The organism is Pseudomonas sp. CHM02 (assembly GCF_000612585.1).
Lineage (GTDB): Bacteria > Pseudomonadota > Gammaproteobacteria > Pseudomonadales > Pseudomonadaceae > Aquipseudomonas.
Genome location: NZ_JFCA01000041.1, coordinates 15,051 through 38,385, shown reverse-complemented (window position 1 = coordinate 38,385; position 23,335 = coordinate 15,051). Strand labels below are relative to the sequence as shown.

The window sequence follows — 23,335 nt, the reverse complement described above, 5'->3', positions numbered from 1 at the left end:
ATGGCCGAACCCTTGGCTCACGACACCCTTATCCAGGAATCCTGGCGCCGTTGCCGCGCCTTCGGCCTGGACCACCAGAGCACGCCCAGCTTCGACCAGCTCCCCGCCGAGGGCATCAGCCAATTGCTGGAGAGCCAGCACTCGCTGGTGCAGACCACTCACCAGGAAGTGCTGCCCTACTACGAAAACATCCTCAGCAACTCCAACTGCCTGATCATGCTGGCCGACAATCAGGGCCAGGTGCTGACCAGTTGGGGCACCCAGCGCTTTATCGAGCCCAAGCTGGCCCGTGGTTTCAACCCCGGCGCCAGTTGGATGGAACGCTCCAGCGGCACCAATGCCATCGGCACCGCACTGGCCTGTGCCCAGGCGGTGCACATCGAGCACGACGAACACTTCCTGAAGGCCAACCGTTTCATGACCGGCTCGGCGGCGCCGATCTTCGATGCCCAGCGCGAGATCATCGCGGTGCTGGACGTGTCCAGCGACAGCTACCTGCCGCCCTCCCACACCCTGGGCATGGTCAAGATGATGAGCCAGACCGTGGAGAACCGGCTGATTCTCAACCTGTTTCGCGGCGAGCACTTCCAACTGACCTTCAATACCGGCCTGAGCAACCTGGATAGCCAATGGGCCGGCCTGCTGATCTTTGATGAAAGCGGCCAGGTGCTGTCGGCCAACCGGCGTGCCGACAACCTGCTGGGCATCAGCCTGTCGCGGGTAATGATCGACAGCTTGTTCAAGGTGTCGCTGCTGGAGTTGTTGAACCAGCCGGAAGGGCTGCCCTTCTCCCTGCAAGCCGCGGGACGCAACCGGTTCCAGTGCTTGTTGAGGCGGCCCAGGCAAACGCCGGTGCAGGCGCGGGTGTTCACTGAGCCGGCGCCGCCCAAGCCCACCGCGATTGGCCTCAAGACCCTGCATTTCGGCGACGTACGCGTGGAGAAAGCCGTGCGCCAGGCCGAACGCTTGCTGGAAAAGGATATTCCGCTGCTGATCCACGGTGAAACCGGGGTGGGCAAGGAAGTGTTCGTCAAAGCCCTGCACCAGGCCAGCTCGCGCAGCCAAAAGGCATTTATCGCAGTGAACTGCGCGGCGATTCCCGCCGAACTGGTGGAGTCGGAACTGTTCGGCTACGAAAAAGGTGCCTTTACCGGCGCCAATCAGAAAGGCAGCATCGGCCTGATCCGCAAGGCCGACAAGGGCACGCTGTTTCTCGACGAGATCGGCGACATGCCGCTGCCGACCCAGGCCCGCTTGCTTCGGGTGTTGCAGGAACGTTGCGTGCAACCGGTGGGCAGCAGCGAATTGTTCCCGGTGGATCTGCGCATCATCTCGGCCACCAACCGCGCGCTGCGCGAGCTGGTTCAAGCGGGGCGTTTTCGTGAGGATCTGTACTACCGCATCGGCGGCCTGACCCTGGAATTGCCGCCGTTGCGCGAGCGCACCGACAAGCAGGCGCTGTTCCAGCAGCTGTGGCAGCAACACCGTGAGCCGACCCAATGGGCGGGCCTGAGCACCGAAGTACTGGCACTGTTCGAACAGCACCCGTGGCCGGGGAATCTGCGCCAGGTGAGCAGCGTGTTGCAGGTGGCGCTGGCGATGGCGGAAGAACAGCCCATTCGCCCGGAGCATCTGCCGGATGATTTTTTTGTCGACTTGAAAGTGGAACCACCGCAGCCCATCAGTGAGTACCTGGATGACAGCATCGACCTGAACCAGCGCCTCAAGGCCGTCGGTGGAAATATCTCCCACCTGGCGCGCGAACTGGGGGTGAGCCGCAATACCCTGTACAAGCGCCTGCGCCAGCCCTAGCGCGGCTTGACCACCACCAGCAGGTCGGTGAAGTACTCCACCTGGATCGGCAGGTTATCGGCCAATGACGACAGCGCAGCTGCCGTATCGTCGAGCTTGAACACGCCGGACACCCGCAGGTTCTGCAAGGCCTGGGGGTCGAAGCGCAGCAGGCCGTGGCGATAGCTGGCCAGCGTTTGCAGCACGTCGCTCAGGGGTTGGTCGTTGACCTTGAGCAGGCCACGGGTCCAGGCATCGGGGTCGCTGTCGTTGACGGCTTGCGGCGGCTGCGCGCGACCGTGATCGAGGACCGAACGCTGCCCGGCCGTAACCTTGACCCCATCACTGGCTTCACCTTTGACGGCCACGCTGGACTCGATCACCGTGACCACCGTGGTGCCGTCTGCCACACGCTTGACCAGATAACGCGTGCCCAATGCCGTGGCCGTGCCCTGGTCGGTGCGGACCACGAAGGGCCGTTGCGCATCCTTGGCCACTTCCACCCAGAGCTCGCCTTGCAGCAGTTCGATCACCCGTTGATGGCCGTCGAATTTCACATCCACCGCCGAGTTGCTGTTGAGCTGCAACTGGCTGCCATCTTCGAGGGCGATCTGCCGGCGCTCACCGACGCCGGTGCGCTGGTCGGCCATCCAGATCGGCAGGTGCTGCAAGCCCAGCCAGCCGCACAAGACCACGCCGAGCAAGCCCACCGCCTGTACGCCGCGCGGACGTCGCGGTGCGAATGCGCGGTTCAGGGCCACGCGGGCGGGCTTCGCGGGCACTGTATCGAGGCTGCCCCACAAGGCGCGCATGCGTTCGATGGCCACGGCGTGACGCGGGTCGGCCTCGCACCAGGCGTTGAACGCCAGGCGATCGGCATCGGTGACGTCCTCGTCGTGCAGGCGGGTCAACCACTGCGCCGCTTGCTGGATGATGTGTTCGGTGCTCATACCAGTGGGTCTGCCGGGTGCAGGCTGTGGTAGCAGTGCACCAGGGCGCTGGAAATGTAGTTCTTCACGGTGCTGGCCGACACGTCCAGGCGCGTGGCGATCTCGCTGTAGGTCAGGCCATCGAGGCGACTCAACAGGAACGCTTCGCGGGCCTTGGCAGGCAGCCCGGCAAGCATCTCGGCGATGCGTTCCAAGGCTTGCAACGCCACATGAATCGCAGCCGGGTCGGGCATGCCGGCGTCCTCGCACTGGATCGCCAGGGCTTCCATATAGGCTTTTTCGATGCGGCGACGACGGGCGCCGTCGATCAATAGCCGCCCTGCCGTGGTGGCGAGGAAGGCGCGAGGCTCCTTGATATTTTGCGGTTCGGCCAGCATCAGCACACGGATGAACGCGTCGTGGGCCAGGTCGGCGGCATGCTGGGAACAGCCGAGTTTCTTGCGCAGCCAACCATGCAGCCAGCCGTGGTGCTCGCTGTACATCGCCGTGAGGGTCTGCTGCCGGACGGAATCGCCCAGCGCGGCCGGAATGTCATGCATGCGCAAAAAGATCTCAAATGGGAAGTGTTACCAATTGCGCAAACAATGCCAGTAAATCGCTGTAGGAGCAAGGGCCGCTCCTATGTCGGAGCTACCCAATGAAATGGAGGTGTTTTAAAAATTACGTTCCTTTAGCGCCAGCTCCAGGACACGCCGGTGTAGATGCCACGGCCATCTGCCGGCGTGGAGCGCGCGACGTCCAAGCCTTTGTCGTCGTAACCCGGCGTGACGGTATTGGCATAGCGCCGGTTGGTCAGGTTACGCAGGTCGACCCAGGCTTGCCAGTCTTGCTTGGGCGCGTCGTAACCGAAGGTCGCGCCGAGCAGGGTGTAGGACGCAGCGTAGTAAGAGTTTGCGTAGTCCACTGCCACCCTGGAGGAATACTCGGTATTGAGGCTGGTGTAGAAGCCCGTCGGGTGGCTGTAGCGCACTTGGGCCTGGTAGTAGTGCTTGGGGATGCCCGGCAAGGTGTTGTCGCCGAAACGGTCATCGTCGCGGTAGTGGAAGTCGCTGAAGGTGTAGGCCTGGCGCAGGGCGACCTGGCCGTTGCGGCCACCGTCCCACAACGGGCTGAGCAGGCTCAGCTCAACGCCTTGGTGCAAGGTGGGGCTGGCGTTGGACTCGGCAACGATGGCATTGCTGGTGGAGGTTTGCGCCTGGGTTTCCACGGTGAGCAGCTCGTGGCGTACTTCGGAGCGATACAGCGCCAGGTCCCATTGGCCGAGCCAGGCTTCGCCACGGCCGCCGATCTCCAGGGTGGTGGCGGTCTGGTTTTTCAGGCTCACGCCTTCGCGCTGCAAGCCGGTGGCCGCTCCACTGCCTGCGGGGAAGTATTTGTTCGAACCCCAGATCATCGACCACGCATGCGGCGGCTCCACCGACCGGCTCAGGTTGCCGTACACCTGCAATTGCGGGGTGAAGTCATAGCGCAGGCCGATGCGCGGCGCGTAGTCCCAGTCGTGCTGGCTCAACGGTGCCTGGCCTTCGGGATAGGTGACCTGGGTTTCGCGGCGGGTGTAGATCGCGGCCAGGCCGGTGGTCAGCCACAGGTCGGGAATCAGTTCCAGGTCGTTGCCGATGTGCAGCACGGTATCAGAGCCCAGGTAGCTGTAGTCGCGGGTCTTGGTGCCGGGGGCGTAGAGGGCAGTGTTGCCGGCCGGCGTACGCACGTATTCCGAGGCGCCGTTGTTGGGCATCGCCTGGGTGGTGCGCAGACCGAGGGTGGTTTTGCTGTCGTGACCGAACAGCGTGTCCTGGCGGATGTAGTTGAGGGTGCTGCTGATGTCGGTGTAGGCGACTTTCAGGCGGTTGGTGCCTTCACGCAGGTCCATCGGATAGTCGTGATAGGCCAGCCCGAGTTCGACCCGGGCATCGTCATCCAGCTGCAAGGTGGTCTTGTTGGCGATCCAGGTGGAGCCCGGTTGCAGGCGCTTGGAATCGCGGTCGGCATTGAGGCTGGCAGCCGCGCGTGGGTCGTGGCTGATCTGGTAACGCGTGAGTTTGCCCGGCGTGTCGTTCGTGGTTTCGCGGTAGCGGAAATAGAAGCGGGTTTCCAGGTCCGGGTTGAAACGATAGCCGAAGTTGGCGGCCACGCCCTTGCCGGTGGCGGCGCTCTGGTGCTGGTAACCGTCGGATTCGGAGTCGGTGAGGCTGATGTAATAGTCGGCATCCCCCAACACCTGGCCGGAACTGATCTCGCGCTGGGCGTAGCCTTTGCTGCCCGCCTCATAGCGCAGTTGCAGCTTGGGCGCATCGTAGCCCGTGCGGGTCACGTAGTTGACCGCGCCGCCGAGGGCCAGGGCACCCTGGTCGAAACCGTTGGCGCCGCGCAGCACCTCTACCCGGCTTTGCCACAACGGGTCTTTCAGCTCGTAAGGGGTGCCGCCAGGACCGGTCAGCGGCAGACCGTCGAACATTTCGTATACGCCAGACGCATGGGCGCCGGGGCTGCGGTTCAGGCCCGAACCACGAATCGAGAGTTTCACCCCTTCGTTATTCGCCGCCTTGGCGTACACCCCGGGCTGGTACTTGAACACGTCTTCGTTGGTGCTCACCCGGCCCTGCTGCACGCTGTTCATGTCGATGTAGTTGGTAGCGCCGGGCACGCTCTTGAGTTGCGCCTGGGCCACTTCGCTGGCGCTGGCCTCGCTGCTGGTCACTTCGACCGGGGCCAATTGCAGGTCTTCGGCGTGCACCAGCGAGCTGAACGTCAGGGCGGCAAGAAGGAACGGAGGGTGGCGCAACAGCATGGGGCAGGTCCTTGGAATTCGGGGGGCACGAGGTGGGAAGACGGGGACGCCCGCCAGGTCACTCCTTATTAACGGACCAGACCCTTCCCACAACAGCGTCGGACCGGGATTATTTGTTAAGTCCAAAATCGAATTAACACATGCAAACTCAGTATTTAAAGAAATAACCGCCAAGCATTACTGTGGAGCCACTGAGTCACCCACGTACCACGAGACCGCACCCATGCAGACATTCGCCACCGTCATCGACTTCACTCTCCACCGCAAACGCCGCCAAGCGCGTGCAGCGGCCGAGCTGATGTGGGCGATGTACGCAGCGCGTGCCGGGCTGGCGGTGTTTACCGCTCAGGCCGCCCCGTCCAGCGATACGCGCCGGGCGTAAGGCCGATGAACTTCCTGCACGTGCTCCCCGAACCGCCTGAACCCCTGCCCAAACCCAGCACCGACGACGATGTGATCAGCCTGTGCGTCGCCCATAACCTGCAACGCCTGCGCAGTAAACGCCACTTGTCTCTGGATGGATTGGCACGCGCCTGCGGCGTGAGCCGGGCGATGCTGGCGCAGATCGAATCCGGGCGCAGCGTGCCGTCGATCAAGGTGCTGTGCAAGATTGCCAAGGGCTTGAAAGTGTCAGTGGCGGCGTTCCTGGAAGACCGCGCCTTTGAGGGCGTGGAAGTGCTGCCGGCGCAACAGAGCAAGCGCCTGGTGAGTGCCGATGGCGCGTTTATCAGCCGTGCGCTGTTCCCCTACGATACCGCACGCCAATCCGAGTTCTACGAGATCCGCCTGCGGGCGCTGGGCGAAGAAGTTTCCGAAGGCCACGGGCCCGGCATCCAGGAGAATCTGGTGGTGGCCCAAGGCGTGCTGGAAGTCAGCGTCAACGACGAGCGCTACCTGCTTTCAACCGGCGACTCGATCCTGTTCTACGCCGACCAACCCCACCGCTACCGCAACCCGGCGGACAGCGAGGCCGTGGCGTTTCTGGTGATTACCTACCCCGAACGCCTGGATTGACCGGGATTGAAATGCAAAACGCCCCGAATGGTCGGGGCGTTTTTTTGGGTGCGGAACCTATCAGCAGGTGCAGCACATCATCGGCATGCCGTTGCAGCTCATCATCATCGGCATGGCGCAGTCGTTCATCATTTTGTTCATCAGCATGCAGCAGTTTTTCATCATGTCCATGCTCATGCCGGGCATCGGCATCATTTTGCACATCATGCTGTCGCCCATCATGGTGCATTCCATCATGCAGGTCATCATTGGCATCGACATGCCCATGGACATCATCGGCATCATCGGCATCATCGGCATCATCGGCATGTTCATGCCGGTCATCATTTTCATGGCATCGGCCGACATGCACATCATCGACATGTTGGCGCACTGCATCATCATCGGCATGCCACAGTTCATCATCATCGCCATCATTTCGGCGTTGGTCTTGAACTGAGCCATGTCCATGCCGGCAGCCGGCTTCATGGTGCACATCATGGCGTCCGCAGCCATTTCGCACTTCATGGTGGCCATCATCATCGGCATGCCCATCATCGGCATCATTGGCATGGCGGTGTTCATCGGCATCTGCATTGCATTCATCATGTTCGAAACTCCGTAATCGACAGGAAATGAGTAAGTTCTGGGGCCGATTCTAGAGACGCCAGACGGCGGCGCAAGACGGCGGCAGAGCAGCAGGAATGGATGTTCGGAAGGAAGCTTAGCTGAAGAAAACAGCTGCCATGGATGCGATGACAGTCATTTCGATGCTATTGCATCCCGATTGATCGTTACCCGCTCTAAATCGACGCGATGGATATTCGATCCTGGAATCTCGACCAATCTTATGGAAATAAACGATCTAACAGGCCGAAGCGCGCCTCAAGGTTTGCCCAGCGCTTGCATCAGTTCCTCCGCTTCCGAGCCTGGCGGCAGCCGGAAACCGTACATTTCCTCCTCCGCCAGGATGTCGTCCAACGCCTCGAGCAATTGCGCTTCGGTTGGCGAGTCACGCAGCAGCTTGTGCGCTGGCAGTAACAGTTCGGAGGCAACACCCTGAACACTCGCCGCATCGATTACGGCAAAGAGGATAAAACGCAAACGTATTTCGCGATCAGTAGGCCAAACCGTCTTTCGCTTACCCATTGGTGCAGGCCTCTATGTTTCGGAAAAATCCGAGGCTATTGAGGACCGCAGGGTGTTTCAAGCAGGGGGAGGTAAGATAGGCAACTTCCTACAGAAGAAAGGGAATAACCGTACCGAACATTCACGAGGGCCAAGCGCTTGCGGGTCGTGCTGACGTTTGTCGCGTACCGGTCAAACGATCATTGCACCGGCAGGAAATTCATCAGCAACAAGCTCTGCGCGTAGTTGAGGCCTATACGCCGGTAACGCTCATCGAGCATCTGGGTCAGCAAGTCGAGGCGCGCGACGATCTTGCCGAACTCCACTGCAAAGCTGAGGTTGCTGCCCTCCTCCGATATCTCGTTGGAAAACAGCAGTAGCACCCCATTGGCGTCCTGACGCTTGCTCAGCAGCCAGGTGGCTTTCTCGATATTACGCGCGGCATTGCTGACGAACTGCGGGTTGATCGAATCGGTGATATAGAACTCAGTGCGCCCACCGTGGGCGGTCACGATCATGCTGCCGATCGCATAGATAAACGCCCCGACCCGATCGCCTTTGAATTCCGGGCTCAAGGAATAACTCAGGGCCACCAGGTCCCGACGCTCCCCCAGCGCCGGCAGGGTTCGCCGCTGCTCGATGGCCTGGCGAATCTCCCGGGCAGCGCTCACCGCATCCGGGTAACCCGACTGACGCCACTGGCTGGGGTTACGCAGATAGAGCTTGTTCATCAGCAAATACAGGCTTTGCAGGTTGTCGCGCATGCCCAGCGTCGCCATGCGGTCGACACTGGTCTGAAAGAACTCATCGGGCTTGCCATTGCTGAACTGCTTGGCGATATCCCGTCCCTGTTGCTGGCTGCAACCACTGGCACAGAGCATTAACACCGCGGCCAGCAGCAAGGGCTGGCGCATCCGTCGAATGTTGAAACAAGGAAACGTGCGATCCATCGGCACCCGGTCTGAATTCATCTGCCCACGCGGGAATCGGCGGGGCTGCGACAGAGATAGAGCGGATAAATCCAAAAAAGTGCGATGAAGGTGGGGAGATAGTTGTCAGCAGGGCACGCCGGGAGCGGTGAAAAGGCCCCATCGTGAAGATTTATTTCCAGGGTCTATACTGATTGCAACAGTTGCGTGCGTTGTCGGCGATCCAGGTGGTATTTGAGCCGTTGAACGGCCTGGCGTGTTCGTCTACATCGCCCACGGCATACTGACCAGCAACTGTACTTGAGGGTGACGGCAATGAAACATCCAATTCGAGCGCAAATGGTTGTTCAAATGATTTGCCTGCTTTCGGTGGCGCAGCTTTTTTGCTGAGCAACGTATCACTGCCTTGAAAATCGGCTGCCGTTGCAGCGGTGAGAGGTATTGCCCGCAACCTGCCGATAATCCGGCCCGACATTCCTCTGCCGGGCCAGAACGTGCAGCTACAGCAAGACCCTGGCCAACATGCCCAGGGCGCCCAGGCAAAACCCGATCAATGCGCCGCGCCCGGGGACTTCATGGAACAGCGCCCAGATCACCACAGGCTCCAGTAGCAATAACGAGGTGATCGACACCACCGTCCCCCCCAGATGTCACCGATCGCACCCGTTGTTTGGAACAACCAGGGTTGGGCCGGCGAACAAGGCATTAAAAATTTGCAGCCACCCTCGCCGCCTCCCTTCGTGATCGGGCTATGATCGGTCCATATGAACCGGACGCCCAATGCCCCATGCCTGTCGACCTGCAAGCGCTCTATCCCAAACTGATCCACTTGATGCTGGATACGGTCTTCGTCGTCGACGGTGATAACGTAATTGTCTTCGTAAGCGATGCCTGTGAGGCACTGCTCGGCTACCGTGCCGAAGAGCTGACGGGCACCCTGATCACCCATTACATGCACCCGGAAGACTTGGCGCGCACCCGCGCCTCCATTGTCCGGGTCATGAATGGCCAACCCCATGTCGACTTTCGCAATCGTTATCTGCGCAAGGATGGCAGCGTCGTGCACATCCTGTGGGCGGCCTTCTGGTCCGAAGAGGTAGGCGCGCGAATCGGCGTCGCACGAGACGTGACCGCGCTCACCCAGGCCGAGGAGGAGCTACGCTTCCTCGCCCATCATGATCCGCTGACAGAACTCACCAACCGATCGCTGTTCAATGACCGGCTGGATCAGGCCCTGCACATCGCACGAAGTCACAACCACACCCTGGCGTTGCTGTTTCTGGACATCAATGACTTCAAGGGCATCAACGACGTGCATGGCCATGCCATGGGTGATCGCGTGCTTTGCGTGATTGCCCGACGACTGGAGCGCTGCGTGCGCGAGACCGACCTGGTCGCTCGGATGGGCGGTGATGAATTCACGGTGCTGATCACGGATATCCGGTCGCCGGATGCGGTTGCCGGCAAGGTGGCGCAGATACTCGCGGTCATGGCTGAGCCACTGGGGGCTGAGTTTGGCGGGGTGAAAATGCCGTCCTGCAGTGTGGGCGTGGCGTTCTATCCGAGGGATGGGGAGGATGCGGACACGCTGTTGAGTCATGCGGATGGGGAGATGTATCGGGTGAAACGGCAGCGGTTTGCGAGTGAGTGATCAGTGAAGGTCGAGTCAAGCGCTGCATGACCCGCAGCCGACGAACAGCGTGAAAGAATTCACATTTATAGAAAACGAAGATTGAAGCTCAAAAATTGACCAAATAATATTTTGCCCCAACCGAGCACCACCTTTATACGGATATTGCTCTGCACCAGCTCGGGTGCCACGCGTGTGCAGACAATAAAACATTGAGGTTTGCCATGCGTCTTTCCAAGCTCGCTCCATCCGCCGCTTTGTTCAGCCTGATCTCCCTATCAGTCCAAGCCGCTGACTTGAGTGCTCTGACGGGTGCTCTTTCTTCTGCTCTGGGTGGAGCAAACACCACCACCAACAACACCGGTTACTCCAACAACGCTTCCTCCTGCCAGCAACAGGTCCGGGACTTGCAGGCAAACATCAATGCCGCCAATGCCAAGGGCGATACGTTGCGCGCTACCGCCTATCAAGCCGCCCTGACACAAACAAACAAAAGCTGCAGCAATTCCAGCTACAACGCCCAAGCACAAGTTGACACCAACCCACAGCACCAACAAAACGTGAATAAGGCAGCCGACGCGATCAATGCCATTGGCGGCCTGTTTAAGTAAGCCGGAAAATCGATGTGAAAGGCCCGCGATCGCGGGCTTTTTTAACGCTGCAGAGCTGGCCGTGAGATCTTCAAGCGGATCATGTCGAAACACGATGCGCATGGCGGTTCTCATGGAACGGACATTGGGTTCAGTGATGATGGCCAGTATTTGAGTGGCGGTTATTTTTTCGCGGAAACCATTCAACACCGCACCGACTGCTTCGGATGCATACCCAGCCCCCATCCATTCGTCGCCAGGCACGCTTGATACCTCAATATCGACGCGGCGCTCCCCTTCACCAACGATTGGATTGAGTTGCGGAATCCACCTGAAACGAGCGAAAACGATCAGGCGTTCAACCGAAAGCGTCATCGGATGCCAGACACACAAAAGTGCATCGACTCCCCGGGTATCAACCCAACGGAACAGAATTGCGTGAAGTCCTTTTTGTTTTCTTTTGCTTGGCCTCCAGAAACGCGCCCCAATCTTCCATCGCGTGCAAAATCGGTGAAAGGGTAACGCCCAACGTGGAAATACTATATTCGACCCTAGGCGGAATTTCGCCAAAATCCTTGCGGATAACCACACCGTCTTCCTCCAGCTCACGCAATTGTTGGGTAAGGGTTTTCGGCGATATGCGCCCCAGATTTCTCGCCAGCTCACCAAACCGTTGTGTGTCTTCAAGCAGGAAGTGAATGATCATTACCTTCCACTTTCCTCCTATGACTTTCAGGGTCGTTTCTACGGGACAACTTGCATTCTTTTTAGCAACGGGCATGGTAGGCCTCAGTATCATTTAGGAAACTAGTATCCTGAATGTAAGTACTTGCGATTTCAGTACGCAAGACCTAATTTGTTTGGGCAAGAATAAAGTGCCCTCGTTGAATTGTTGGCACAACACTAGCACCAAATTTTGACATCTGAGGTAACAAAATGGCGAGCACCAATGGAATGCTGGATGCAGACGATGCGGTAATTCTTCTTATCGATCACCAAAGCGGCCTATTCAACACCGTGCGCGATGTACCCGTTCCCGATCTTCGCAATTACGTAATAGCCATCGCGAAAACCGCGACCTTACTGAACATTCCAGTGATCACCACCGCATCGGTACCGGATGGCCCCAACGGCCCGTTGATTCCAGAAATCCATCAGCATGCTCCCCACGCGGTATACGTGCCACGCACCGGACAGATCAATACCTGGGACAACCCTTTGTTCGTTGATGCGGTCAAGAAGACCGGTCGTAAAACATTGATCATCGCCGGCACTCTCACCAGCGTTTGCATGGCTTTTCCTGCTGTAAGTGCGGTGCGAGAAGGTTACAACGTTTATTGTGTGGTAGATGCTTCAGGCAACTGGAGCAAGTTGGCGACCGACACCACAATCGCACGTGTCACCCAGGCGGGTGCAGTTCCGACAGACACTTTCGCTATAGTTGCTGAGCTGATGCGAACGTGGAACCGTCCTGAAGGCTCGCGTTTCGCTGAAATCCTTGCCGAGCATGTTTGTCCGGAATACAAGTGCCTTATGGAAAGCTATAGCAAAGCCCAGGCAGTGGCTAAGGACGGTCCTGAGACGAATCTAGACAAATACAAGTAAATCCGTGTGACGGTTGAAAATAGAGGGACGCTTCGGCGCCCTCTTTTAGATCCCGCAAGTAAAGGTGTTGAGAGAGTTTTGTGAGGTATGAAACCTGCTTAATTAGCTCAGATTAAGATAACTTCAGCTCCAGCATCGTTACTTTGGAAACAGTTACCAAGCGCTTGCTGCTACGCTGTTCACTCTCAGGAGGTTTACCGAGGAACTGGCGCGACCGCCAAGCCTTCCAAATAGGCAAAGTTTCGGAACTCATAACCGAAAGTTCAGGAACTCCTGCCGCTTGCCCAGTTCTGCCTCCTACCCCCAGAAACACGAAAGCCCCGCATGTGCGGGGCTTTCGTTTGAATCTTGGCGGGAAACCAGGGATTCGAACCCTGGAGACGCTATTAACGTCCGCCGGTTTTCAAGACCGGTGCATTCAACCACTCTGCCAATTTCCCTTGTGCATCACAGGATTATAGTAGCCTATCCCGTCTCAGCGGGCGCCATAATACCCGAATGAAACACACTGTCAAACTCTCGCCATCGCTTGTTACAGAGCGTCTGTTATGATCTTTGCGACTGAACGTTTCAAAACCGAAGGAGTGTCGCCATGCGCGAACAGAATTACGCAGTGAATGGTAACGCGCAGGCTGAGCAGCTTGAAGTCAGCCGCGTGTTGCGCAACACCTATGGCTTGCTCGCCCTTACCCTCGCATTCAGCGGCGTGATGGCGTTCGTGGCTCAACAGATGCGCGTCGGCTACCCGAATATCTTTGTCGTGCTGATCGGCTTCTATGGTCTGTTCTTCCTGACCAACAAGCTGCGTGACTCGGCCTGGGGCCTGGTGTCGGCGTTTGCCTTGACCGGTTTCATGGGCTTTATCCTCGGCCCGATCCTCAACCGTTACCTCGGCATGGCCGGTGGTGCGGAAGTGGTCAGCTCGGCGTTTGCCATGACGGCCCTGGTGTTTGGTGGTCTGTCGGCCTACGTGCTGATCACCCGCAAGGACATGAGCTTCCTGGGTGGCTTCATCACCGCGGGCTTCTTCGTGTTGCTGGCGGCTGTGGTTGCAAGCATGTTCTTCCAGATCAGCGGCCTGCAGCTGGCGATCAGCGCAGGTTTTGTGCTGTTCTCCTCGGTGTGCATCCTGTTCCAGACCAGCGCTATCATCCACGGTGGTGAGCGTAACTACATTATGGCGACCGTCAGCCTGTATGTGTCGATCTACAACCTGTTTATCAGCCTGTTGCAGATCTTCGGCATCATGAGCCGCGACGACTGATCGCTGGCGCAATAAAAAATGCCCCGTATCGAAAGATACGGGGCATTTTTTTTTACGTGATCAAAGGCAGCCGATCAGTACTGGTTGGGTTCCATTTCCAGATCGACCTTGAAACGCTCTGCAATGTCCTGCTGGATACGCCGGGCCAGATTGGCGATATCGTGCCCCGAGGCACCGCCATAGTTGACCAGCACCAGCGCCTGCAACTTGTGCACGCCGGCATCGCCGTCACGAAAGCCTTTCCAGCCGGCCTTGTCGATCAGCCAGCCGGCTGCGAGCTTCATCTGCCCATCGGTTTGCGGGTACGCGACCAGGTCCGGGTACAGCGTTTGCAGCTCAGCCGCCAGCGCCTGGGATACCAATGGGTTCTTGAAGAAGCTCCCGGCATTGCCCAGTTCTGCCGGGTCCGGCAGTTTTTCCCGACGGATGCTGCAGATGGCACGGCTGACATCGCTCGGTGTCGCGTCGGTGATGCCCTGCCCCGCCAGGCGCTGCTGTACTGGGCCGTAGTCGAGTTTGAGGTGGCTGGCGCGGCTGAGGGCAAAGCGCACCCGCAGGATCAGCCAGCGTCCGGTCTCGTGCTTGAACAGGCTGTCGCGGTAGGCGAAGTTGCATTCTTCCAGGCTGAAGTCGCGCAGTTCGCCGGTGTGGCGATCCAGGGCCGTCAGACCGGCGAACACATCCTTGATCTCCACACCGTAGGCGCCGATGTTCTGCATGGGGGCTGCGCCGACGGTGCCAGGGATAAGGCTGAGGTTTTCCAGGCCGCAGAAACCCTGCTCCAGGGTCCACAGCACAAAGGGGTGCCAGGCTTCGCCCGCTTCGGCCTCGACCACCACGTGGGTGCCGTCATCGTGCAGTACGCGGATGCCCCGGGTGGCCATGCGCAGGACCAGCGCCGGGATGTCCTGGGTCAGCAGCAGGTTGCTGCCACCGCCGATCACCAGCAGCGGCACCGCGTGCGCGGCTGAATAGGCCAGAGCCTCACGGACGTCATCGTCACTGTGGGCCTCGGCGAACAGTTGGGCACGCACATCAATGCCAAAGCTGTTGAATGGCTTGAGCGATACCTGCGCAAGCACCTGCAAGGTCATAGCCGCCCCTTCAATTCGATCACCAATAAATCACAGGCACGTTCGATCAGGTCCAGGACCCGTTCGAAGCCTTGTTCACCTTCGTAGTACGGGTCGGGCACTTCGTCCACTTCGGCGTCGTAGCGGCGCAGGAACAGGTCCAGCTCCGCCTTGCCCTGGCTTGGCTGCATGGCCTTGAGGTTGCGCAGGTTGCTGTGGTCCATCGCCAGGATCAGGTCATAGCGCGCAAAGTCGGCGCGGGAGACCTGCTGGGCACGCTGGGCCGACAGATCGTAGCCACGCACCAACGCCGCACGCTGGCTGCGTTGGTCAGGCGGGTTGCCGATATGCCATTCACCGGTACCGGCGGACGCTACGTCGACCTGCCCCGCCAGCCCGGCTTCGCGCAATTTATGGCGCAGTACGCCTTCCGCGGTGGGCGAACGACAGATATTGCCCAGGCAGACAAACAGAACCTCCATCAGGCGCCCAGCAGGCGACGGACGCGCTCAAGGTCTTCCGGGGTATCGACACCGGCCGGCGGCGCTTCCAGCGCATCGCCCACGTGGATGCGTACGCCATGCCACAGCGCCCGCAGTTGCTCCAGGGATTCGGTGTTTTCCAGCCAGCACGGGCCCCAACTGACGAAGTCATGCAGGAAGCCGGCGCGGTAGGCGTAGATGCCGATATGGCGACGGTATGGCACACCTTCTGGCAACACGTCAGGCTGCTTGGCAAAGGCGTCGCGGGCCCATGGCAGGGTCGAACGACTGAACGTCAGCGCCAGGCCGTTGATGTCGCTGACCACCTTCACCACGTTCGGGTTGAACAGGGTCTCGATGTCTTCGATCGGCTCGGCCAGGGTGGCCATGCGCGCTTCGCCATGGGCGGCCAGGTTGGCAGCCACCTGATCGATCACGCTCGGCGGGATCAACGGCTCATCACCTTGCACGTTGACCACGATGGCGTCAGGCGCCAGGCCGAGTTGGGTGGCGACTTCGGCCAGACGGTCGGTACCGGAGTTGTGGTCTTCCCGCGTCAGCACAGCCTCGGCGCCAAAGCTTTTGCAGGCTTCGATGATGCGCGGGTCATCAGTGGCGACTACCACGCGCTCGGCGCGGCTTTTGCAGGCCTGTTCCCATACCCGCTGGATCATCGGCTTGTCGCCGATCAATTGCAGCGGCTTGCCCGGCAGGCGGGTCGACGCGTAGCGGGAGGGAATGACAACGGTAAAGGCTGTGGTCATTTATCCAGGCGCTCATCGGTGGTCAGGGTGCGGGCTTCGCTTTCGAGCATCACCGGGATGCCGTCACGGATCGGGTAAGCCAGGCCGGCGCCTTTGCTGATCAGCTCGGTCTTGTCGGCGCTGAGCTTGAGCGGGCCTTTGCAGATCGGGCAAGCGAGGATGTCGAGCAGTTTGGTGTCCATGAGTGTTTCCTGGAAAGAAGCGGTTTAAGGCAAGAGACGGGCAGGCAGCAGGCGCATCAGTTGCGTGTCGAACCAGGCGACGAACGCCGGCGACGGCAACGCATCCACCGCAAGGTACCACCAGTCGGGCTGGGCAAAGGCGCGGCACTTCACCGCGTCCTTCTCGGTCATGACCAGCGGCAATGACGGGGTAAAATTCAAGACCTCTGCGCTGTACGGCGCGTGGTCGGCAAACGCATGGGGTATCGGCTGCCAGTGTAGCGTTTCAAGAGTGTTGAAGAAACGCTGCGGGTTGCCGATGCCGGCGACCGCATGCACCTGCTGGCCCGGCGCAAAGTGATTCACCGGCTGGCGCTCGCCGGTCTTTAGATTGACCAGTGCGGTGGGCTGCAGTCGAAAGGCAAAGCCGTCCTCGCGGTCGCTGGCGGCGCCGTTGTACAGCAGCGCATCGACACTCTGCAGCCGCTCCACCGGTTCGCGCAACGGCCCCGCCGGCAGGCAACGACGGTTGCCCAGGCCACGGGCCGCGTCGATCAGCACCAGCTCGAGGTCACGGGCCAGGCGGTAGTGTTGCAGACCGTCGTCGGAGAGGATCAGGTCCAGGGGTTCACTGGCCAGCAGCGCCTTGACCGCACGGCTGCGATCGGGGTCGATCATCAACGGAACGCCGCAGCGCTGCACGATCAACAACGGCTCGTCACCCGCCACCTCGGCGCTGTGACTGGCTTCGACCCGCCACGGAAACTGCGCAGGCTTGGCGCCATAACCGCGGCTGACCACGCCCACGCGCAAGCCACTGCGCCGGCAGTGGTCGATCAACCACAGGATCAACGGCGTCTTGCCTGTGCCACCCACAGTGATATTGCCGACCACCACCACCGGCACCGGCGATTGATAGATCTCACCCTCGCCCGCCACGAAGCGTGCGCGCTTGTGCTGCACCACCCGGCGGTACAGAGATTCCAGCGGCCGCAACAGCGTGAGCGCCGGATGGCCCTCGTACCAGGCTTTGAGCAAACGATCGGACATGGCCATCAGGGTTGGCTCGCCGCCTCGACGGTGGTCATGCGCAGATGGCTGAAACCGAGCTTGCCGGCGGCATCCATCGCAGTGATCACGGCCTGGTGCTGGGTCTTGCCATCGGCGCTGATGGACAACGGCAGCTTGGTGTCACCGCCGGACTCTTTCTGCAAGGCATCCATCAGGCTGGCGAGGTCGTTTTTCTCGAGCAATTGGTTATTCACCGAAAATACCCCGTCGGCGCTGATGGCGATGTCCAGTTGCTTGACTTCCTGGTCTTCGGCCGGCGAGCCGCTCACGGCTTCCGGCAGGTCGACGCGCAGCTCGGTTTGCCGGGTGAAGGTGGTGGTGACGACAAAAAACAGCAGCAGGATAAACACCACGTCGATCAGCGACGCGAGGTTGATATCGACATTTTCCCGTTGCTTGCGGCGAAATTTCACGCTTTGCCCCCAACCAGGTCCACGTCACGGTCGCCCTGTACCACTTCCACCAGCTTGATGGCTTCCTGCTCCATGCCGACCACCAGTTCATCAATGCGGCGTTGCAGGAAGCGGTGGAAGAACACTGAAGGGATACCCACCATCAAGCCCGCCGCCGTGGTGATCAGTGCCTTGGAGATACCACCGGCCAGCACCGCCGCATTGGTGGTCATGCCGGAGCCCATGAATGAGCTGAAAATATCGATCATGCCCAGCACGGTACCGAGCAAGCCGAGCAATGGCGCCATGGCGGCGATGGTGCCGAGGGCATTGATGTAGCGTTCCAGCTCATGGATGACGCGGGCGGCGGCCTCTTCGATGCACTCTTTCATGATCTCGCGACCATGCTTGGAGTTGGCCAGGCCTGCGGCAAGGATTTCACCCAACGGGGAGTTGGCGCGCAGTTCCTTGAGCTTTTCCTTGTCCAGTTGCTTGTTCTTGATCCAGCCCCAGACCAGCCCCAGCAGATGCTCGGGGGTGACACGGCTGGCGCGCAGGGTCCACAGGCGTTCGGCGACGATGCCGAGTGCGGCGATAGAGCTCATGATGATCGGCAACATCATCCAGCCGCCGGATTTGACCAATTCCCACACAGTGAATGTCCCCTTGAAAAAGTGCGCCACTTTACCATATAGGTTCGCCGGCCACAGACCCCATCGGCCGCGGCCATGAGCGCCTAGGGTAACCGCTCACGCCAGAACCTGCGTTGACTGCGCGCAACAACCGGTGGCGAGAAAGCCCCCAACTGCAGGCGCACGGCCCCCTGCTCGGCACTGTCATACACCTGGCTGCCCAACCGTTGGTAACGCGCCATCACCTGCGGGTGAGGATGGCCGAACGCATTGCTGCGACCCCGAGAAATAAGCACGGAACGTGGGGCAAGGCGCTCCAGGAACGCCCAGGACGAAGAACTGCGACTGCCATGGTGTGGTGCTTGCAACCAATCGGTGGGCACCGCCAGCGGTGAAGCGAGCATGGCCTGTTCGGCGGCGCGCTCAATGTCGCCGGTCAGCAGCAGGCGCTCGCCATTGGCCTGTACCTGCAACACGCAGGACTTTGGATTGCCGGTGATAGCGTCAGGCCACTGCCAGAGTTCGAATGTCACACCGTCCCAGTTCCAGCGCTCACCACTGATGCACGGCTGTGTGCCGAGAAACAGCGGCAGCCCTTCGGTTTCCCCGCCTACCACGCGCTTGATGGGAATCCCCCTGGCAACGGCGGCTGCGCCACCGGCATGATCCGCGTCGGCGTGGCTGAGCAGCATCAGGTCCAAGGCCTCCACTCCAAGCTTTCGCAGCGACGGCAACACCACCCGCGCGCCCAGGTCAAAGGTTCCGGAGCGCGGGCCGGCGTCGTAAAGCAAGGTGTGGTGACGGGTGCGCAAAATCAGCGACTGCCCCTGCCCGACGTCCAGTTGCAGCACGTCCACCTGCCCATGGGGCACCAGTGCTCGCGGGGGAAACACCGCCAGCAACAGCATCGGCCAGCCCAGCAGCCGAAAGGGCACGCCCTTGGGCAGCAGGAGCAGCACGGCACCGAGCAGGCTCATCAGCCAATAGCCCAACGGAACCTCGGCGGGAATCCACGCTGGCACCTGCCCGGCGAGCCACGCCAAGCCCTTGAACAACCCATCCAGCGCACCGCCCGCCAACCACAGCAACCCCTCACCCAGTAACGGCACCGGCAGCAACGCCGTCCCGAGCAAGGCCAGTGGCAACACCATCAGGCTGATCCACGGCACCGCCACCAGGTTGGCGAACGGCGCGCTCAGGCTGATGGGCAGCCCCACCACCAACAACACCGGAAACAACCCGATGGCAATCAACCATTGCGGCCGGGTCCACGCTTGCCAAACGCTCCAGGGGCCCAGCCGGCCACCGAACGCCAGGATCAACACCGCCACCGCCGCAAACGATAGCCAGAAACCGGGCTGCAGGCTGGCCAACGGTTCCAGGACCAGCACCCCATTGAGTGCCAGCAGCAACGGCCACCACAGCCCCAGGTGTCGGAAGCGCAACCGCCACAACAACACCAGCCCGACCATCATGCAGGCGCGCTGCACCGGCACGCCAAACCCAGCCAGCAAGCCGTAACCCAGCGCGGCGGCGAATGCCAGGCCACAGGCCCAAGGCAACCACGGCCAGGTTCGCGGCCAACAGCCGTAGCGCGCCAAGCCGGCGATCAACCCATAGATCAAGCCCGCCAGCAAACCGATGTGCTGGCCGGAGATGACCAACAGATGCACAGTGCCGGTGTCCTGCAATACTTGCCAATCGGCGGCGGCCAATCCGGAGCCGTCCCCCAGCACCAGGGCAATCAGGCCGGCTTCCCGGCCCTGGGCATCCACCGCCAGCAGGCGTTGGCGCACGCTGTCGCGCCAAGCGTTGCGGGCCGGTGTCAGACGCTCGCCGTCTTTTACGGTGCCGGTGGCGCCGATGCGCTGGGCCAGCAGCCAGGCTTCCTGATCAAAACCATGGAAGTTCAGCAGCCCGGCCGGCTGCTTGAGGGTGACCGCCAAGCGCCAGCGTTCACCACTGCGTACCGGCGGCCCGCCACGCCAGGACACCCGGATGCGTTGGGGCAACCGGGCATTGCGTGACCGACTGTCGGCCAGCACAAAACGCACGCCGTCGCCGGTGTGTTGCGCCAGCCCGGTAATCCGCCCCTCTACCCAGCGTGTCTGGCCGTCCAGTGCCGGCCGCAGGCGATCAGCCAGCGCCCACTGCGCGCTGATGCACGCCCAGCCCAGCCCAAACAGGAAAAACGCCATGGGGTACGTGCGAAACGGCAACAGCATCAACGCCAGCACCCACAGGGCGATCAGCCAACCGGTCGCCGGCAATGCCGGTAAGAAGCGCAGGGCCAGCAGCCCCAGCGCAAGTGCGAACATCCCTGCCCTCATGAATCATCCTTTTCCAGTGATCCACTCAGTCTTAGCCGGGTACCCAGCACTGCCGATGATGTTTTGTCACAAAGTCTGAATTTTCTGTTTATAGAATGCGGGCATACTTGCCCCTCGAACTGACCTGGACCCCTTATGCCCCGGCGCTTATTCAAACGGTACATGCCCGATCCCAGCAGTATCCGGGAACACAAGTCATTACAGTTTCTCGGCACGTTGCTGCACGACCCGAACCTCTGGCACCTCAATCGGCACTCGGTCGCACGCGCCATGGCCGTGGGTTTGTTCGCGGCTTTTATCCCGATTCCGTTGCAGATGCTGCTGGCAGCCATCCTGGCGATCACCGTGCGTGGCAACATGCCCATTGCGGTCAGCCTGGTGTGGCTGACCAACCCGATCACCATGCCGGTGGTCTTTATCTGCACCTACATGACCGGCGCCTGGCTGATGAATGTGCCCCCCCGCAGCCTGCCCGACGACCTGACCTGGGAATGGATCAGCGGCCAACTGAGCACGTTGTGGCAGCCGTTCCTGCTGGGTTCCGTGGTGCTGGGGCTGGTACTGGGCGCCCTCGCCTACTGCCTGACCATGCTCTATTGGCGCTGGTGGGTGGCGCACCAATGGAAAAAACGCAAACAGCGTCGCGCTTAGCAGGCTCGCAAACGCAGATGCACGCGCAAACCTTGCCCGGTATTTTCCGCCCACAAGCTGCCGTCCTGGCGCTGCACGGCGTTGCGGGCGATGCTCAGCCCCAGGCCGAAGCCACCATCGCCGGGACGTGAACCGTCCAGCCGGGTGAAGGGCGCAAAGATCCGCTCCAGGTCGCCCTCATCGATCCCACCGCCTTGATCTTCCAGCCACAGGTGCCAGTAATCCCCTTCACGACGCCCATCCAGGCTGACCACGCCGCCCACGGGCGAGTGGCGGATGGCGTTGCGCAGGATATTTTCCAGGGCTTGGGCCAGCGCATTCAGGTTGCCCCGCACCCAACACTCCGCCCCCAGCAGGCATGGCAGGCGCGAGGGCGGCCAGCCGCTCTCGAAGCACGCGTTTTCGCGCAGCATGTCCCACAGCGCCTGAAGCTGGATAGCTTCCTGGGGCAGTGGCGCCCGCTCGGTGTCCAGCCAGGCGAGCTGCAGGCTGTCCTCCACCAGGCGCTGCATGGCGTCGATCTCACGGCCCAGTCGCTCGCGCAGTTGCGTCAGGTCCTGCTCACTGTCACAGGCCACCCGCAAGCGGCTCAGCGGTGTGCGCAGTTCATGGGACATGTCTCGCAGCAGTTGCTGTTGCAATACCACCGTGCCCTGCAAACGCTCGGACATGTGGTCGAACGCGCGGCCCAGCTCGCCCAGTTCATCCTGGCGACTGGTGGCATCGTGGGACAGCCGCGTATTCAACTGGTCGGCACGCCAGGCATTGGCCTGCTCGCGCAGTTGATTGAGGGGCATGATCAACAGCCGGTATAGGCCGATACACAGCAACAGGGTAAACAGGCCGGGGATCACCCCGTTGGTTACCACGCGCCAGAACAGTTGATAGCGCCCCGGCATGAAGCGCTGCGGCAACTCGATCACCAGCGACCCCGCGTTGGGGTCTGCGGGAAACGGGATCTTCAGCCACGGCAAGCCTTTGACATGCCGGCTCACTGGCCAGTCCAGCCCACGCAGAAAGGTCAGCCGCTGGCTTTCCTTGTCGGTCAGCGGGTAGCTGCTCAGCGACTGCAGGTCATTGCCGATCACGCCTATCCAGGTGGTCTCACGCGTGCCCATCGCCTGCAGCCACGCATCGACGCCGGCATTGCCGCCGCGATTCCACGCCTGTTCGGCATCGAGCGCGTAACCACGCAAGGTGATCCGCGCTTCGTCGGACAGGTAAGCGTTCTTCTGCTCCATGTACCGACCCCATGACCAACTGAGCCAGATCATCAGCAAACAGAAGGCGATCAGCAGGCACGCCAGTTTCCAGAATAACGAATGCTTGCCCGGCAACCGTTTCAACGGGCGTTCAAAGACCGTCATCGTGACCGCTCAGCACATAGCCCTTGCCCCACACCGTGCGCACCTCCCGCTCGGTGTATCCGATGGCCTTGAGCTTGCGGCGGATCTGGCTGATATGCATGTCGAGGCTGCGGTCGTGAGGGGCATAACCGCGTTGCAGCACGTGCTGGTAAAGGAAGGCTTTGCTGAGGACTTCTTCGCTGTTGCGATGCAGGGTTTCGAGCAGGCGATATTCACTGCGGGTCAGGCCGGCCCAGTGTTCCAGGTGGAAGACATCGCACAGCTCATCGTCAAAGCGCAGGGTGCGTGCATCGTCGCGCACCGGCGCCAGGCTCGGCAACGGGCGCCGGTCCAGGGCCACCCGGCGCAGGATGGCCTCAATGCGCACGCGCAACTCGATCATGCTGAACGGCTTGGGCAGGTAATCATCGGCGCCCAGGCGAAACCCACTGATGCGATCGGCTTCGGCGCCGAGTGCAGACATCAGGATCACCGGGATCGAATGGCTCTTGCGCAGATGGGTGAGGATCGACAGGCCATCCATGCCCGGCAGCAGAATATCCATCAACACCACATCGAACACCTGGTCGCGCGCCATCTGCAGGCCTTGCTGGCCGTTCTGGCACCAGGTGACATGAAAACCACAGCGCCCCAGGTGCTCATGGACATAGGCACCCAGCACGGGGTCATCTTCGATGGTGAGGATACTGGGTAGGCCAACTGCTGCGGGATTCATTAGTATCTGCAAGTCATTCTCAATCACTG

Annotated in this window: 27 protein-coding genes and 1 tRNA gene; 8 read left to right on the top strand and 20 right to left on the bottom strand. The window is 60.7% G+C overall.

Translation table 11 applies throughout. The features are described 5' to 3' along the window. Positions 1-1,812: a sigma-54-dependent Fis family transcriptional regulator gene (locus tag BM70_RS0122820; protein WP_025858172.1), complete on the top strand. Its 1,812-nt coding sequence runs from the start codon at positions 1-3 to the stop codon at positions 1,810-1,812. Here the strand turns inward: BM70_RS0122820 and BM70_RS0122815 are convergent. The 3 genes from BM70_RS0122815 to BM70_RS0122805 form a co-directional block, all read right to left on the bottom strand. After that, complete coding sequence (locus BM70_RS0122815) at positions 1,809-2,741, bottom strand: FecR family protein (protein ID WP_025858171.1); 933 nt, start codon at positions 2,739-2,741, stop codon at positions 1,809-1,811. The two genes, BM70_RS0122820 and BM70_RS0122815, sit on opposite strands and share 4 nt — an antisense overlap. Further along, positions 2,738-3,280 (bottom strand): sigma-70 family RNA polymerase sigma factor, encoded by a 543-nt coding sequence (locus BM70_RS0122810; RefSeq protein ID WP_025858170.1) that lies wholly within the window; start codon positions 3,278-3,280, stop codon positions 2,738-2,740. Before BM70_RS0122810 ends, BM70_RS0122815 begins: the two co-directional genes overlap by 4 nt. Before the next feature lie 131 nt (positions 3,281-3,411). After that, positions 3,412-5,529, bottom strand: coding sequence for a TonB-dependent receptor domain-containing protein (locus tag BM70_RS0122805; protein WP_025858169.1), 2,118 nt, complete (start codon positions 5,527-5,529; stop codon positions 3,412-3,414). Between the two features lie 223 nt (positions 5,530-5,752). Here BM70_RS0122805 and BM70_RS33385 point away from each other — a divergent pair, with 223 nt between their 5' ends. After that, the gene (locus BM70_RS33385; RefSeq protein ID WP_177326582.1) at positions 5,753-5,911 is read left to right on the top strand and encodes a hypothetical protein; all 159 of its coding nucleotides are present in this window, start codon (positions 5,753-5,755) and stop codon (positions 5,909-5,911) included. 5 nt (positions 5,912-5,916) lie between these two features. Continuing rightward, positions 5,917-6,543, top strand: coding sequence for a helix-turn-helix domain-containing protein (locus BM70_RS0122795; RefSeq protein ID WP_025858168.1), 627 nt, complete (start codon positions 5,917-5,919; stop codon positions 6,541-6,543). A gap of 60 nt (positions 6,544-6,603) precedes the next feature. Here BM70_RS0122795 and BM70_RS33695 read toward each other — a convergent pair whose 3' ends face one another. The 5 genes from BM70_RS33695 to BM70_RS33690 all read right to left on the bottom strand — a co-directional run bounded on the left by BM70_RS33695 (position 6,604) and on the right by BM70_RS33690 (position 9,211). Next, complete coding sequence (locus BM70_RS33695; protein ID WP_081782115.1) at positions 6,604-7,131, bottom strand: hypothetical protein; 528 nt, start codon at positions 7,129-7,131, stop codon at positions 6,604-6,606. Between the two features lie 276 nt (positions 7,132-7,407). Continuing rightward, complete coding sequence (locus BM70_RS0122785; RefSeq protein WP_025858167.1) at positions 7,408-7,671, bottom strand: hypothetical protein; 264 nt, start codon at positions 7,669-7,671, stop codon at positions 7,408-7,410. Between the two features lie 179 nt (positions 7,672-7,850). Continuing rightward, positions 7,851-8,564, bottom strand: a complete 714-nt coding sequence (locus BM70_RS0122780; RefSeq protein ID WP_155952186.1) for a hypothetical protein — start codon at positions 8,562-8,564, stop codon at positions 7,851-7,853. Between the two features lie 187 nt (positions 8,565-8,751). After that, entirely contained in the window at positions 8,752-9,054 is a 303-nt protein-coding gene (locus BM70_RS33165; RefSeq protein ID WP_155952185.1) for a hypothetical protein, read from the bottom strand. A gap of 25 nt (positions 9,055-9,079) precedes the next feature. Next, positions 9,080-9,211, bottom strand: a complete 132-nt coding sequence (locus BM70_RS33690; RefSeq protein WP_256220936.1) for a hypothetical protein — start codon at positions 9,209-9,211, stop codon at positions 9,080-9,082. Positions 9,212-9,366: 155 nt separating this feature from the next. Between BM70_RS33690 and BM70_RS0122770 the strand changes: the two genes are divergently transcribed. After that, on the top strand, positions 9,367-10,230 hold the full coding sequence (locus tag BM70_RS0122770; protein ID WP_025858165.1) for a diguanylate cyclase: 864 nt from the start codon (positions 9,367-9,369) through the stop codon (positions 10,228-10,230). A gap of 203 nt (positions 10,231-10,433) precedes the next feature. After that, positions 10,434-10,820 carry a DUF1090 family protein gene (locus tag BM70_RS0122765; RefSeq protein ID WP_025858164.1) on the top strand — a complete coding sequence of 129 codons (387 nt, stop codon included), beginning with the start codon at positions 10,434-10,436 and terminating at the stop codon, positions 10,818-10,820. Positions 10,821-11,214: 394 nt separating this feature from the next. On the opposite strand, the gene BM70_RS0122760 is transcribed toward BM70_RS0122765, so the two are convergent. Next, positions 11,215-11,580, bottom strand: coding sequence for a helix-turn-helix domain-containing protein (locus BM70_RS0122760; RefSeq protein ID WP_025858163.1), 366 nt, complete (start codon positions 11,578-11,580; stop codon positions 11,215-11,217). 155 nt (positions 11,581-11,735) lie between these two features. Here BM70_RS0122760 and BM70_RS0122755 point away from each other — a divergent pair, with 155 nt between their 5' ends. Next, complete coding sequence (locus BM70_RS0122755; RefSeq protein WP_025858162.1) at positions 11,736-12,404, top strand: isochorismatase family protein; 669 nt, start codon at positions 11,736-11,738, stop codon at positions 12,402-12,404. 349 nt (positions 12,405-12,753) lie between these two features. Here the strand turns inward: BM70_RS0122755 and BM70_RS0122750 are convergent. Beyond that, positions 12,754-12,844: transfer RNA gene (locus tag BM70_RS0122750), tRNA-Ser, on the bottom strand. A 152-nt stretch (positions 12,845-12,996) separates the two neighbouring features. On the opposite strand from BM70_RS0122750, the gene BM70_RS0122745 reads away from it, so the two are divergent. After that, entirely contained in the window at positions 12,997-13,668 is a 672-nt protein-coding gene (locus tag BM70_RS0122745; RefSeq protein WP_025858161.1) for a Bax inhibitor-1/YccA family protein, read from the top strand. 74 nt (positions 13,669-13,742) lie between these two features. Here the strand turns inward: BM70_RS0122745 and murB are convergent, their stop codons facing one another. The 8 genes from murB to BM70_RS0122705 all read right to left on the bottom strand — a co-directional run bounded on the left by murB (position 13,743) and on the right by BM70_RS0122705 (position 20,561). Continuing rightward, positions 13,743-14,762: a UDP-N-acetylmuramate dehydrogenase gene (gene murB, locus BM70_RS0122740; RefSeq protein ID WP_025858160.1), complete on the bottom strand. Its 1,020-nt coding sequence runs from the start codon at positions 14,760-14,762 to the stop codon at positions 13,743-13,745. Next, positions 14,759-15,223: a low molecular weight protein-tyrosine-phosphatase gene (locus BM70_RS0122735; protein ID WP_025858159.1), complete on the bottom strand. Its 465-nt coding sequence runs from the start codon at positions 15,221-15,223 to the stop codon at positions 14,759-14,761. The genes murB and BM70_RS0122735 overlap by 4 nt, the downstream gene beginning before the upstream one ends. Continuing rightward, the gene (gene kdsB / locus BM70_RS0122730; protein WP_025858158.1) at positions 15,223-15,987 is read right to left on the bottom strand and encodes a 3-deoxy-manno-octulosonate cytidylyltransferase; all 765 of its coding nucleotides are present in this window, start codon (positions 15,985-15,987) and stop codon (positions 15,223-15,225) included. Before kdsB ends, BM70_RS0122735 begins: the two co-directional genes overlap by 1 nt. Further along, positions 15,984-16,169 carry a Trm112 family protein gene (locus BM70_RS0122725; RefSeq protein ID WP_003174668.1) on the bottom strand — a complete coding sequence of 62 codons (186 nt, stop codon included), beginning with the start codon at positions 16,167-16,169 and terminating at the stop codon, positions 15,984-15,986. The genes kdsB and BM70_RS0122725 overlap by 4 nt, the downstream gene beginning before the upstream one ends. Before the next feature lie 24 nt (positions 16,170-16,193). Beyond that, positions 16,194-17,204, bottom strand: a complete 1,011-nt coding sequence (gene lpxK / locus BM70_RS0122720) for a tetraacyldisaccharide 4'-kinase (RefSeq protein WP_025858157.1) — start codon at positions 17,202-17,204, stop codon at positions 16,194-16,196. Then, entirely contained in the window at positions 17,204-17,632 is a 429-nt protein-coding gene (locus BM70_RS0122715; RefSeq protein ID WP_025858156.1) for a biopolymer transporter ExbD, read from the bottom strand. Before BM70_RS0122715 ends, lpxK begins: the two co-directional genes overlap by 1 nt. After that, positions 17,629-18,264 (bottom strand): MotA/TolQ/ExbB proton channel family protein, encoded by a 636-nt coding sequence (locus BM70_RS0122710; RefSeq protein ID WP_025858155.1) that lies wholly within the window; start codon positions 18,262-18,264, stop codon positions 17,629-17,631. Before BM70_RS0122710 ends, BM70_RS0122715 begins: the two co-directional genes overlap by 4 nt. A gap of 83 nt (positions 18,265-18,347) precedes the next feature. Next, on the bottom strand, positions 18,348-20,561 hold the full coding sequence (locus BM70_RS0122705) for a DNA internalization-related competence protein ComEC/Rec2 (protein WP_043274339.1): 2,214 nt from the start codon (positions 20,559-20,561) through the stop codon (positions 18,348-18,350). A gap of 147 nt (positions 20,562-20,708) precedes the next feature. Here BM70_RS0122705 and BM70_RS0122700 point away from each other — a divergent pair, with 147 nt between their 5' ends. Then, a complete protein-coding gene (locus BM70_RS0122700) occupies positions 20,709-21,224 on the top strand; it encodes a DUF2062 domain-containing protein (RefSeq protein ID WP_025858153.1) in 516 nt (171 codons plus the stop codon). Here BM70_RS0122700 and BM70_RS0122695 read toward each other — a convergent pair. Continuing rightward, a complete protein-coding gene (locus BM70_RS0122695) occupies positions 21,221-22,591 on the bottom strand; it encodes a sensor histidine kinase (protein ID WP_025858152.1) in 1,371 nt (456 codons plus the stop codon). The genes BM70_RS0122700 and BM70_RS0122695 overlap by 4 nt on opposite strands. Further along, positions 22,578-23,306 carry a response regulator transcription factor gene (locus BM70_RS0122690; RefSeq protein ID WP_025858151.1) on the bottom strand — a complete coding sequence of 243 codons (729 nt, stop codon included), beginning with the start codon at positions 23,304-23,306 and terminating at the stop codon, positions 22,578-22,580. The genes BM70_RS0122695 and BM70_RS0122690 overlap by 14 nt, the downstream gene beginning before the upstream one ends. Positions 23,307-23,335: the final 29 nt, after the last annotated feature.

Coding starts and splice junctions, on each gene's coding strand:
- BM70_RS0122820 (WP_025858172.1), top strand. CDS start 1: ATGGCCGAACCCTTGGCTCACGACACCCTTATCCAGGAATCCTGGCGC.
- BM70_RS0122815 (WP_025858171.1), bottom strand. CDS start 2,741: ATGAGCACCGAACACATCATCCAGCAAGCGGCGCAGTGGTTGACCCGC.
- BM70_RS0122810 (WP_025858170.1), bottom strand. CDS start 3,280: ATGCATGACATTCCGGCCGCGCTGGGCGATTCCGTCCGGCAGCAGACC.
- BM70_RS0122805 (WP_025858169.1), bottom strand. CDS start 5,529: ATGCTGTTGCGCCACCCTCCGTTCCTTCTTGCCGCCCTGACGTTCAGC.
- BM70_RS33385 (WP_177326582.1), top strand. CDS start 5,753: ATGCAGACATTCGCCACCGTCATCGACTTCACTCTCCACCGCAAACGC.
- BM70_RS0122795 (WP_025858168.1), top strand. CDS start 5,917: ATGAACTTCCTGCACGTGCTCCCCGAACCGCCTGAACCCCTGCCCAAA.
- BM70_RS33695 (WP_081782115.1), bottom strand. CDS start 7,131: ATGATGAATGCAATGCAGATGCCGATGAACACCGCCATGCCAATGATG.
- BM70_RS0122785 (WP_025858167.1), bottom strand. CDS start 7,671: ATGGGTAAGCGAAAGACGGTTTGGCCTACTGATCGCGAAATACGTTTG.
- BM70_RS0122780 (WP_155952186.1), bottom strand. CDS start 8,564: ATGCGCCAGCCCTTGCTGCTGGCCGCGGTGTTAATGCTCTGTGCCAGT.
- BM70_RS33165 (WP_155952185.1), bottom strand. CDS start 9,054: ATGTCGGGCCGGATTATCGGCAGGTTGCGGGCAATACCTCTCACCGCT.
- BM70_RS0122770 (WP_025858165.1), top strand. CDS start 9,367: ATGCCTGTCGACCTGCAAGCGCTCTATCCCAAACTGATCCACTTGATG.
- BM70_RS0122765 (WP_025858164.1), top strand. CDS start 10,434: ATGCGTCTTTCCAAGCTCGCTCCATCCGCCGCTTTGTTCAGCCTGATC.
- BM70_RS0122760 (WP_025858163.1), bottom strand. CDS start 11,580: ATGCCCGTTGCTAAAAAGAATGCAAGTTGTCCCGTAGAAACGACCCTG.
- BM70_RS0122755 (WP_025858162.1), top strand. CDS start 11,736: ATGGCGAGCACCAATGGAATGCTGGATGCAGACGATGCGGTAATTCTT.
- BM70_RS0122745 (WP_025858161.1), top strand. CDS start 12,997: ATGCGCGAACAGAATTACGCAGTGAATGGTAACGCGCAGGCTGAGCAG.
- murB (WP_025858160.1), bottom strand. CDS start 14,762: ATGACCTTGCAGGTGCTTGCGCAGGTATCGCTCAAGCCATTCAACAGC.
- BM70_RS0122735 (WP_025858159.1), bottom strand. CDS start 15,223: ATGGAGGTTCTGTTTGTCTGCCTGGGCAATATCTGTCGTTCGCCCACC.
- kdsB (WP_025858158.1), bottom strand. CDS start 15,987: ATGACCACAGCCTTTACCGTTGTCATTCCCTCCCGCTACGCGTCGACC.
- BM70_RS0122725 (WP_003174668.1), bottom strand. CDS start 16,169: ATGGACACCAAACTGCTCGACATCCTCGCTTGCCCGATCTGCAAAGGC.
- lpxK (WP_025858157.1), bottom strand. CDS start 17,204: ATGGCCATGTCCGATCGTTTGCTCAAAGCCTGGTACGAGGGCCATCCG.
- BM70_RS0122705 (WP_043274339.1), bottom strand. CDS start 20,561: ATGTTCGCACTTGCGCTGGGGCTGCTGGCCCTGCGCTTCTTACCGGCA.
- BM70_RS0122700 (WP_025858153.1), top strand. CDS start 20,709: ATGCCCCGGCGCTTATTCAAACGGTACATGCCCGATCCCAGCAGTATC.
- BM70_RS0122695 (WP_025858152.1), bottom strand. CDS start 22,591: ATGACGGTCTTTGAACGCCCGTTGAAACGGTTGCCGGGCAAGCATTCG.
- BM70_RS0122690 (WP_025858151.1), bottom strand. CDS start 23,306: ATGAATCCCGCAGCAGTTGGCCTACCCAGTATCCTCACCATCGAAGAT.